The organism is Ruminococcoides intestinihominis, from assembly GCF_040096285.1.
GTDB classification, from domain to species: domain Bacteria; phylum Bacillota; class Clostridia; order Oscillospirales; family Acutalibacteraceae; genus Ruminococcoides; species Ruminococcoides intestinihominis.
This window is the reverse complement of record NZ_JBBMEY010000029.1, coordinates 15,572-27,187: the sequence shown is the minus strand read 5'-3', so window position 1 is coordinate 27,187 and position 11,616 is coordinate 15,572. Positions and strand designations below refer to the sequence as shown.

Here is an 11,616-nt window from a genome sequence, read left to right as displayed (position 1 = left end):
TTACAATACTTCTTTGCTACCTTAGGACATTTCTGATTGTTATGTTCAATCTGTGCATTAATATATCTTGCTTCATTGCCTGTAATAGGAATTGTTAAACCACCTAAGGCATCAATAATATCCTTAAATCCACTAAAATCAACAATAGCATATCTATCAATTTTAATACCAAAGTTACTTTCAATAGTCTTTACTGTTAGCTTTGCTCCACCATGAGAATATGACTCATTAAGTTTATACCAGCCTTCAAAATCATCACCTGACGGAATATAAACATAAGTATCTCTTAAGAATGAGGTTAATTTAATTTGCTTATGTACCACATCAACTGACACAAGAATCATTGTATCTGAACGACCTGCATCATACTTTGACTCCTTATTATCTTGACCAAACAACATAACATTTAACACATCTTTATTAGCAAGAAGTTTGTTGTCAGAGATAACACCGTTACCTCTGTCGTCCTTAACTGTATAATTCTTTGTGTCTTTATCTGCACTGTCATCGGTAATTGAACTGATAATTGAGGATGCATATACCAAAGCACCACCACAAGCAACAAAAATTACTGCCATTACTATTGCAACAACTTGGATAATCGTATTTCTCTTCTTATGAACTGCCTTTGTTGACTTAGAAGAAATATCAACTACATCATTATCCACTACGATAGACTGTTCATTGGTAGGTTGCTTAATAACTTTTTCTTTTTTCTTTTTCTCCGGAGTAATTGCTCTTTTTCCCTGATAAGCCATAATACTATTCCTTTCTGTAAAAATCTCTTATCTTTCGTATTTTCTACCATTATACACCAAAAGTAAAAGATTTTTATTCTAATAAAGAAATATAATATTAGGTAGCTTTATATGTGAACTATATACACTTATTCTAACTTATCTAAGGTTAGCTGAAATGATGGGATAAATTCTTTTATAAATTCATCAACTACAGGCATATTCATATTTTCTAATGACTTCTTAGTTGTTTCAAAGGCATCGGTAAATTCCCTATTTCCCACCTTGATTTCTTCCATACATTTTGTAAGTGCTGAAATCTTATCACCGGCTTTTACATATTTCCGGAGAAGTTCATCCTTTTCATTATAATGTAAAATATCATCATAATAATGTCTTAGTGACTGTGGCAAAAGAGAAAGTAACCTTTCTTCTGCCAAATTTTCTACCTTTTTATATGCATCACAAATTTCAGGATTAAAGTACTTTATAGGTGTTGGTAAGTCACCTGTAATAATCTCACTGGAATCGTGATACATTCCAAGTACTGCACCTCTGTCTGCATTTAGATTTTCACCGAATTTATCATTGTGCATTAAAATCAGACAATGGGTAAACATTGCTACTTGCAATGAATGTTCACTAATATTTTCATTAAAAGTATTGTTCATTAACCCCCAACGGTTAATGTATTTCATTCTGCTAATCATAGCAAAAAAGTGGCTATTACTCATTTTTACTTCATCTCCAAAAAATTATAAATATATAATGCAAAAATCTTTATAATATGTTATACTGTTGTTATATTATATCCTATTTTAGACTTATAGTAAATAATTTTTAACAAATTAGGGGAATAATGGATAATTATGAATTTAAGAAAATCTTTATATAGAAAAGAAAAGAACTATGCACTAATGGCCTTTCTTCTAGGTATCTTATTTGCAAGTTTGTTTTTCATTCCAAATATGATAGCCGGTAATGGTTACTTTGTATTTTACGGTGACTTTAATGCTCAACAAATTCCATTTTATCAGATGGTTCACGATTCTATTTTGAATGGTGACACAATGTGGAGCAACACCACAGACCTTGGTGCTAACCTTGTAGGTAGTTATAGTTTCTATCTACTTGGCAGTCCTTTCTTTTGGATAACACTGCTGTTCCCTTCAGGTGCAGTACCTTACCTTATGGGGCCTTTGCTAATTTTAAAAATTGCTTGTGCCTCACTTACATCATATCTTTTCTTACAAAGATATGTAAAGAACAAATCTACTGCTGTATTTGGTGCTTTGCTATATGCATTTAGTGGATTTAGTGTTTACAATGTATTTTTCAATCATTTTCATGAGGCAATACTGATTTTCCCACTTTTACTGTATTCTATTGATGAATATATGTACAAAAAGAGAAAAGGCATTGTTGCTTTAAGTGTATTTTTAGCTTGTACAATGAACTACTATTTCTTTGTAGGTCAGGTTGTATTTGTTATTATTTATTGGGTACTTAGAATTTGTACAAAGACTTACCCTAAAATTAAATTTAAAGAATTACTGATATTAGCATTTGAAGTTATTATAGGTTTCTTTATGACTGCTGTAATTCTTCTGCCATCTATTCTGTCTGTTATTCAGAACAACAGACTATCAGAATGGCCTAACGGTTGGAATGCAGTTGTATATGATACACCACAGAAGTATGTACACATTATTGAATCATTCTTCTTCCCACCTGATATTGCAGCAAGACCTAACTTTACACCTGACAGTGGTGGTAATTGGGCAAGTATTGCAGGTTGGTTGCCTCTTGTTGGTATGACAGGTGTTATAGGTTTCTTACAAACTAAAGAAAAGCATTGGTTAAAGAAATTAATTCCACTACTGATTGTAATTGCACTTGTACCAATCTTTAATGCAGCTTTCCAAGGATTTAATATGAATTACTATGCAAGATGGTTCTATATGTTTGACCTTATTTTGGTTCTTGCAACAGTAATGTCTATGGAAAATACCGAGGTTGACTGGCTAAAGGCTACAAGAATTTCTGCCGGTGTAACTGTTGCAATTCTTCTGCTTGTTGGCTTAATGCCTACTACAAGTGAAGCTGACAAGAAAACAACTTTAGGACTGGAGAATTATCCTGAATGGCTATGGATTTACGGTAGCATTGCACTTATTTCTATGTGTGGATTTGTATTTATCCTAAAAGCATTTGCTCACAATAGAAAAAAGATGATGAGAATGTTGACCTTAGCTTTAGCATTAGTAGTTGCAGTATATGGCAACTACTTAGTATATTTAGGTGTGCTACAATCTAACAAAAGCTTTATCATTGACTACTCATTAAATGGTGGTAAAGACCTTAAGATTGATGACATTAAGAATGTGAGAAGTGACTTTTATGAATGTACAGACAACCTGGGAATGTACTGGCAGATACCTAACATTCAAGCATTCCAAAGTATAGTACCCGGTTCAATTATGGACTTCTACCCTACCTTTGACAGTGCAAGAGATGTTGCATCAAGACCTGATACAGAGCTTTATGGTTTAAGAGGTTTACTGTCTGTTAAGTATTTATTTGACAATCCTAGTGATGATGAAAACTTTATTGATGAAGACGGCAACACTAAAATGCCGGGATTTAAATATCTGGACACCAGAAACGGTGTTAACATTTATGAAAATCAATATTATGTACCTATGGGCTTTATGTACAATGACTTTATTTCAAGTAAGGAATTTAAGGATATTCCTACAAATAACAGAGATAAAGCACTTATGAAAGCTATGGTGCTTTCTGAAAAACAAATGAAGAAGTATTCTTCAATCACCGGATATAAGGATAGTAAAACCGAAAATGACTCTTATTCAAATACCGGTATTTCAAGCAACTTTACTTATAATGAAAATTCATACAAGAAAGATTGTGAAAACAGAAAAAATCAAAGTTGTAAAAACTTTAAGTACATTAACAACGGTTTTACTGCTACAATAGATAATAAAGGCAAAGACAATTTAGTATTTTTCTCTGTACCATATGAAGATGGTTGGAGTGCTTATGTTAACGGTAAAGAAGTTAACATTGAAAAGGTAAATGTTAGCTTTATGGCTGTTAAAGTTGATGGAAATTCCACCAGTGAAATTAAGTTTACTTACAAAACTCCGGGACTATCAGCCGGTTTTGCTATTACATTAATTTCCGGTGTTATTTACATAGGATATATAGGTTTCTTATATTATAGAAAGAGAAAAGTAAAAAAATAATTTGGAGGTAATAGTATGTATTTTGGTAAAAACATTTTAAAATATAAAGAGGACATTCTAAAGGACTTAAAGACTTTAATTTCTTTCCAATCTATTTCAGGTGAAAATCAGGGAGATTGTGAACAGGCACTTAACTTTATTCTTGATAAAGCTAAGGAATTTGGTCTTGACTCTAAGAATATTAAAAATATTGCAGGTCATGCACAGCTTGGCAACGGTGGTGACTTATGTGGTGTACTTACTCACCTTGATGTTGTACCTGCAGGTAACAACTGGGACTCACTGCCATTTGAATTAACAAGAAAAGACGGCAGACTTTACGGCAGAGGTGTTGCTGATGATAAAGGTGCTGCACTTATTACCCTTTACTGCTTAAAGGCACTTAAAGATGCCGGTGTTGAAGGTAAAAACACTTTGAGAGCTATTTACGGTACAGATGAAGAAAAAGGTATGAAGGATATGGAAACATATTTTGAAAATGAAAAAATGCCTGAATATAGCTTTACACCTGACAGTGACTACGGTATTTGTCAATGTGAAAAGGGTATCTTACAACTTGAGATTACTGCTGAAACTAATGACGGTACAACACTTAATGAATTTCACGCAGGTAAGGCAGTAAACATTGTTCCTGATACTGCTTATGCTATGGTTGACTGTAGCGAATATGACGACCACAACCTAGTAAGATTTGCAGATGCTATGGACTGTGACTTTGACTTTCACTACACAATTGACGGTGTTATGATTATTTCTCACGGTAGAGCAAGTCATGCTTGTGTACCTAACAAAGGTAAAAATGCTGCTACTGCACTTGTGGAACTACTTGCATCTAACTTTAACTATGTTCAGCTAGGTTCACTATGTTCATTCATCAATTCATCAATCGGCCTTGAAACTAACGGTAATTCCCTCGGTATCAAAATGAGAGACAGCATATCAGGTGAATTAACAGTAAATGTTGGTTCAATTCAAATTGATGATAAATCAGCTAAAGCTAAGATTGATGTTCGTTATCCTGTTACAATGGATGGCAATGTTATTCTGTATAGAATCAAGAAAATTGCAAGTAAAGACAATCTTCATGTTAAGGTACTTAGCCACCTAAAGCCACTAAATATGGATGAGAATGCTCCTATTATCTCACTGCTAAAGTCAGCTTACAGTGAAGTTATAGGTGAAGAACCTGAGCTATATTCTACAGGTGGTGGCACATATGCAAGAATGTTAGACAATAAGGGTGTTGCCTTTGGTCCTGTATTTAAGGATGACACAAGCAATATGCACAATGCTAATGAAAGTCTTGATGAAGAAAAGTTCTTTAAACATGCAGAAATTTGCTTAGAGGCTATGTACAGACTTTATACAGGCAACTTTGACTGAGGAAATTATGAACATTGAACAAACAATTAAGAAACAGTCACTAGCCTTACTTGCTAAGGATAATTGGGGTAATGCTATCGGAGGTTTTCTGATAGCTGTCCTCCCTACTGTTCTGCTAATGATACTTGATGAAGTTATCTACAACATAATAAACTTATTTGTAAATACAAACACTCTGTTTTATCAAGGGGTACTGTCATTTATTTCTCTTGTACTGGTAGTTGTGTGGTTATTTTCCACACCTATATTTACAGGATATTTTAGGATGTGTTACCTAATTTCTAAAAATCAAGACTACTCATTAAAGGATATTTTTTACTACTTTAATAAAGAAAAGTATAACAAGTGTCTTAGCCTAAACCTAAATATTATGGTAAGAATTTTAGGTTATTTTATGATTTTTACTGTTCCAGCCTTGATTTTTTTCGTATTTTTTGCTATAACATCATATGTTGCACTTCTTGCATTTGCTATTACATTAACGGTAATGGCTTTTGTTGCAACAATTTTTTTGTGTATTAAATATACAATAGTACCTTGTGTTTATTTTGAAGATGAAAGCATAAGTAATGAAGAGATTATAAAATTGGGATTAAACTTTATTTCCGATAAATTAAATGATTGTAGAAAAATTTTACTTTCTTTTCTACCATATATTTTACTTTGCTTTTTTATTGTACCACTTGTTTTCGTTGTACCTTATATTACAGTTGCATTTATGAATAACGGAAAATGGATTACAAGTTTGTATATTCAAGAATAAGGGTTTATTGAAAGGGTAGGATTATGACTGTATCAATTTGTATGATTGCACTTAACGAAGGTGCAGTTCTTAATGGTCTTTTTAGGGATATATCAAATCAGGATTATCCTCATAATCAAATTGAAGTTGTACTTGTTGATTCTTTTTCTAAGGACAACACACTTGAAATGATGAATGATTTTAAGAATTCCCATTACGGCTTTATGGATGTTAAGATTGTTCAGAACAATAGAGGCAATCAAGCTTCCAGTTGGAATGAGGCTTTAAAGGTAGCTACCGGTGATATTATTATCAGAGTAGATGCTCATGCAAGTATTCCTAGGAACTTTATTACTAAGAATGTTATGCACCTTGAAGAAGGTGAAAGTGTTACCGGTGGTGGCAGACCTAACATTGTACTGGGTGAGTCACCTTGGAAACAGACACTTCTTGCAGCAGAAGAATCACTTTTCGGTTCATCTATTGCTTCCTACAGAAGAAGACCTGTTCAAAAAGAATATGTTGACAGTATGTTTCATGCTGCTTATAAGAGAGAGGTTTTTGCCAAAGTTGGTGGATTTAACGAGGACTTAGGCAGAACTGAGGATAACGAAATGCACTATCGCATTAGAAAAGCCGGTTACAAGTTATGTTGTTGTCCTGACATTATTTCTTATCAAATGACAAGAAACACTCTGCCTAATATGATTAAGCAAAAGTATGGTAACGGTTACTGGATTGGCTTAACTCTTGGTGTATGTAAGGAATGTTTAAGCTACTTTCACTTTGTACCGTTTGTATTTGTTATGGCTTTGCTGGGAAGCATAATTTTCTCTTGCTTTGGAATTCATATTTTCCTAATACTTCTAGGTATAGCTTATGGTATGTTTGACCTTGTAAATACAGTATCCTGTTGTATTGTAAGGAAATTTTATCCTCAGTTTGTACTTTTGCCACTAATTTTTCCTTTACTTCACATAACCTACGGTATAGGTACAGTTGTGGGACTTATAAAACTTCCATTCTGGAAAAAAAGTTTAAATGACAGCTCTAAGAAACAGATTGAAGAAGTAAAAGAAAAGATTATTAGCAACACTAAAAGATGATAGGTGGATAAGGATATGTCACAGCCAATAAAACTTTCAAAGGAAACAATAAGGGAACTTCAACTAAAGGAACTTGAGTCCTTGAGAGTATTTAAAGAATTTTGTCAGAAAAACAACCTACTGTTTTATTTTTGTGGTGGTTGTTGTATCGGAACACTTAGGCATCAAGGCTTTATCCCTTGGGATGATGATATTGATGTATTTATGCCAAGACAAGATTATGAAATTCTCTTAAAAGAATGGCCAAAGCAGGTTGGCAATACCGGTAGATACAGACTACTGAAAACCGATGTAAATTCAACATTTACAGGAAATATTTTTGCTACATTTGTTGATACAAAATACACTTGTGTTAAGGAAAATCAAGAAAATATTGATGTACCCCATGGTTTGGTAATGGATATTATGCCACTGGACGGTTGTCCTGACGGTAAGTTTAAGAGATATATGCAGTTGTTCCACTGCTTACTCTACTCCCTATTTATGAGTGAGGTTGTACCGGAAAAGCATGGTGGTGCAGTTGCATTCTTTAGTAAAATTCTTCTTGGCATCTTTAGAGGCAGAAAAATTCGCACAAAGATTTGGAAACATTGTGAGAAAAAGATGACTGCCTACCCTATTGAAGAATGTACATATATTACAGAACTTTGTGCCGGTCCACATTATATGATGAATAAGTACCCTAAAGAATGTTTTGAAAGTGCAATTTTTGAACCATTTGAAGGTGAACTTTTCCCTATTCCTGTTGGATATGACACCTACTTAAAAATAGCTTTTGGTGACTATATGGAACTACCTCCTGAGGATAAGCAAGTGCCTCATCACGACCTAGTTGCACTGAATTTAAATAAATCTTGCCTAAATATGCCTAAATAATTGAAATATTTTATCGGATGTGTTATAATATCGTAGTTAATAACACATTCGATTTTTTATTGAAAGAGGTTTTACTATGGTATTCGGAGCAATTCTCGCCGGTGGCAGTGGTACAAGAATGCATATTAGCAATATGCCAAAGCAGTTTTTGCCACTAGACGAAAAGCCAATTATTATTCATACACTTGAAAAATTATTAATGTGTACCAAAATTGATGTTATATATATTGGTGTAAATCCGGCTTGGTTAGGATATATGTCTGATCTACTGGAAAAATATGAACTTGACTTTGAAGACAAAATCAAGCTAGTACTCGGTGGTAAAAATAGAAACGATACTATTTTTAACATTATTAACGATATTGAAAAGACTTACGGTGAAAGTGAGGACAACATTATTGTTACTCATGATGCAGTAAGACCTTTCGTTACACTAAGAATTCTTGATGAAAATATTGAAAATGCTATAACTTACGGTGCTTGTGATACTGTTGTTCCTGCAGTTGATACTATTGTTGTTTCTCAGGATGCTCAGCAGATTGACTCTATTCCTGACAGATCAATGATGTATCAAGGTCAAACACCACAGACATTTAAGATTAACATTCTTAAGGAACTATACAGTCAGCTTAAACCATCCGAAAAGAACATTCTAACTGATGCTTGTAAGATTTGTGTTATGAAGGGTGCACCTGTTAAGCTAGTAAAGGGTAACTCATCTAACATTAAGATTACAACAATCAGCGACTACAAAATCGCTCAGTTCCTTGTTGGTGGCAATGTTGTTGAGTTGGAGGAAAACGACAGGTGATTAACTATATTTATCAGCTTACTTCTCCACAGTTTTTTTCTGTTAAGTATGAAGATATTGACATAAACAAGAAAGTAATTATCCGACCTAGATATATGTCAATTTGTCGTGCAGACCAAAGATATTATCAAGGTAATCGTGATATTAAAGTATTAAATGAGAAACTTCCTATGGCACTTATTCACGAATGTTGTGGTGAAGTTATTATAGATAAAACAGGTCACTTTAAGCCGGGTCAGCAGGTTGTTATGATTCCTAATCAACCGGCTAATACTGACAATGCAGACAATTCCTTTATATACGAAAACTACAGACCGGACAGCAAATTCCTAAGTTCAGGTGCTGATGGTTTTATGAGAGAATTTGTTGATATTGACCCTGACAGAGTTATACCTTTTAACAATATTCCACTTTCTACTGCTGCAATTACAGAATTTGTTTCTGTTGCTTGTCATGCAGTTGCAAGAATGAAAAAGGTTGCTCATGAAAGACAAGATGCCTTTGGTGTATGGGGTGACGGTGCTTTATCTTATGTTATTGCAACAGTACTTAGAGCAGAATACCCTAAGGCTAAAATTTATGTTATCGGTAAAAACCAAAGAAAGTTAAGCAGATTTTCTTTCGTAACAAAAACATTTTTAACATACAACATTCCTAAGGATTTACACATTGACCATGCATTTGAATGTGTTGGTGGTGAAGGTGCTTTGGATGCTATTAACGATATGATTGACTACACTTCCCCACAAGGTACACTACTGCTTATGGGTGTATCGGAAAATATGGTGGCTATCAACACAAGAATGGTACTTGAAAAAGGCTTTACTATGGTTGGTTGTTCAAGAAGTGGTAGAGTAGATTTTGAAAAGGCTATTTCATTAATGGAAACTCAGAGAATTAAGAGAAGACTATCTTCTATTATTTATGAGGATGCACCTGTTAGAAACTTTGACGATATGCACAGAGCCTTTGCTGCTGACTTAAATACACCTTTTAAAACAGTTTTTGAATGGAAAGTATAAATTATTATGGACAGATTTATAATTGATAACTGGACACAAGAGGATTATAACAGCCTGATTCTTTATCTAAAGAGTCAGGCTGACTTAAAATACAGAGATTTCCACAGTAAGCTGATACCTAATTGTGACAAAGAATATTTCATCGGTATAAGAGTACCTGTAATGAGAAAGCTGGGTAAAGCTATTTGTAAAGGCAACCCTAGAAGTTTTCTCAAGGTTTGTGGAAATAAATATTACGAGGAAAGTATGCTTTATGGCATTGTGACTTGTAGTATTAAAACAGAAAATTTCTCTGACTTTTCCTCATTAATGGAATCTTTTGTGAAAAGAATGAACAACTGGGCTTTATGTGACAGTTGTAAATTTACTGAATTAAAGAAATATAAAGAAGAATATTTTTCTTATATAGAAAAATACTTAAACAGTAATAACCCTTGGGAAATTCGCTACGGCATTATTACAATGTTTGAATACAAGGAAGATAAGAAGTATTTAGATGATATTTTAGTTCGTTTAAAGAATATTAATTATGACCACTACTATGTGAAAATGGCTAAAGCATGGCTTACTGCTGAGCTTTTTGCTTTTCATAAAGATGAAGTTTTTAATTTTCTTAGAAAGAATTATTATGACAAAGAAACCTTCTTAATGACTTGTTCCAAAATCAGAGATAGCAGAAGAGTATCTGATAAGGATAAAGAAGAAATTAAGGCATTTAAGAAAGTTAGTCTTGACAAACTGTAACATAGTGCTATAATAGAGTTAAACAGAATAGTTGTCTTCGGGGCGGGGTGTAATTCCCCACCGGTGGTAAAGTCCACGAGCCATTATGGTTGAATTGGTGAAATTCCAATACCGACGGTTATAGTCCGGATGAAAGAGGATGAATTTTTTTTGCGTACCCTTGGTGCGTGTTGTTAATATGCTCTTTGCCCCACAATTTTTATTGTGGGGTTTTCTTATTATATGGCGACTAACTGTAATATTATTTATTGGGAGGTCATTATATATGACAATCGTAAAACAAAAAAGTGGCATAAACCACACAACTTTCCTTGCTGTAACTTCTATGCTTGCAGCTTTGGCAGCCGGACTAATGTTTATTGAATTTCCACTGCCATTTATCGCACCATCTTTCTATGAATTTGACTTTTCAGAAGTACCTGTACTTGTTGGCACATACAGTATGGGACCTGTTGCCGGTGTAATTATTGAACTTGTAAAAATCTTAGTTAAATTCTTAATTAAGGGTACATCAACCGGTGGTGTCGGTGAACTGGCAAACTTCATTATTGGTTGTTCACTTATCCTACCTGCCGGTTTAATCTATAAGCACAAAAAGTCAAGAAAAAGTGCTTTAATTGGTATGCTAACCGGTACTATTACAATGGCAGTTGTAGGTATTCTATTTAACACATTTGTACTTGTTCCACTATATTCAAACTTTATGCCTATTGAAGCTATTATCAGCCTAGGTAAAGAGATTGTACCATTTATCTCAGATACATTTACTTTCTGTATCTTCTGTGTCGGTCCATTTAACATTGTAAAAGGACTTATTATTTCATTGATTGTATTCTTCATTTACAAGCCACTTTCCAACTTAATTCGTAGCATCGATAAAATGTTCATGAAAAAATAAGTTGACAAACTTACTGAGAGTGATATAATAG

The 11,616-nt window shown here is 33.7% G+C and carries 11 protein-coding genes and 1 riboswitch; of the genes, 9 read left to right on the top strand and 2 right to left on the bottom strand.

Annotated features, from left to right (window positions below; genetic code table 11):
• Together WMO18_RS07880 and yfbR are read right to left on the bottom strand one after the other, a co-directional pair.
• On the bottom strand, positions 1-758 hold a 758-nt coding region (locus WMO18_RS07880), incomplete at its 3' end, for an LCP family protein (protein ID WP_367286524.1).
• Positions 759-886: 128 nt separating this feature from the next.
• Entirely contained in the window at positions 887-1,471 is a 585-nt protein-coding gene (gene yfbR / locus WMO18_RS07875; protein WP_211147809.1) for a 5'-deoxynucleotidase, read from the bottom strand.
• Between the two features lie 135 nt (positions 1,472-1,606).
• Here yfbR and WMO18_RS07870 point away from each other — a divergent pair, with 135 nt between their 5' ends.
• The 9 genes from WMO18_RS07870 (at position 1,607) to WMO18_RS07830 (ending at position 11,585) form a co-directional block, all read left to right on the top strand.
• Positions 1,607-4,003 (top strand): YfhO family protein, encoded by a 2,397-nt coding sequence (locus tag WMO18_RS07870; protein ID WP_211147810.1) that lies wholly within the window; start codon positions 1,607-1,609, stop codon positions 4,001-4,003.
• A gap of 15 nt (positions 4,004-4,018) precedes the next feature.
• Complete coding sequence (locus WMO18_RS07865) at positions 4,019-5,386, top strand: Sapep family Mn(2+)-dependent dipeptidase (RefSeq protein WP_211147811.1); 1,368 nt, start codon at positions 4,019-4,021, stop codon at positions 5,384-5,386.
• Between the two features lie 7 nt (positions 5,387-5,393).
• Entirely contained in the window at positions 5,394-6,149 is a 756-nt protein-coding gene (locus WMO18_RS07860; RefSeq protein WP_211147812.1) for a hypothetical protein, read from the top strand.
• A gap of 23 nt (positions 6,150-6,172) precedes the next feature.
• Positions 6,173-7,234 carry a glycosyltransferase family 2 protein gene (locus tag WMO18_RS07855; protein WP_022506081.1) on the top strand — a complete coding sequence of 354 codons (1,062 nt, stop codon included), beginning with the start codon at positions 6,173-6,175 and terminating at the stop codon, positions 7,232-7,234.
• A 15-nt stretch (positions 7,235-7,249) separates the two neighbouring features.
• Positions 7,250-8,110, top strand: a complete 861-nt coding sequence (locus WMO18_RS07850; protein ID WP_211147813.1) for a LicD family protein — start codon at positions 7,250-7,252, stop codon at positions 8,108-8,110.
• 76 nt (positions 8,111-8,186) lie between these two features.
• A complete protein-coding gene (locus WMO18_RS07845) occupies positions 8,187-8,921 on the top strand; it encodes an IspD/TarI family cytidylyltransferase (protein ID WP_022506083.1) in 735 nt (244 codons plus the stop codon).
• Entirely contained in the window at positions 8,918-9,943 is a 1,026-nt protein-coding gene (locus WMO18_RS07840; protein WP_022506084.1) for an alcohol dehydrogenase catalytic domain-containing protein, read from the top strand. The genes WMO18_RS07845 and WMO18_RS07840 overlap by 4 nt, the downstream gene beginning before the upstream one ends.
• Before the next feature lie 6 nt (positions 9,944-9,949).
• A complete protein-coding gene (locus WMO18_RS07835; protein ID WP_211147814.1) occupies positions 9,950-10,687 on the top strand; it encodes a DNA alkylation repair protein in 738 nt (245 codons plus the stop codon).
• 29 nt (positions 10,688-10,716) lie between these two features.
• A riboswitch (FMN riboswitch) is annotated at positions 10,717-10,832 on the top strand.
• A gap of 120 nt (positions 10,833-10,952) precedes the next feature.
• Positions 10,953-11,585, top strand: a complete 633-nt coding sequence (locus WMO18_RS07830; protein ID WP_211147815.1) for an ECF transporter S component — start codon at positions 10,953-10,955, stop codon at positions 11,583-11,585.
• The last annotated feature ends 31 nt before the right edge of the window (positions 11,586-11,616 follow it).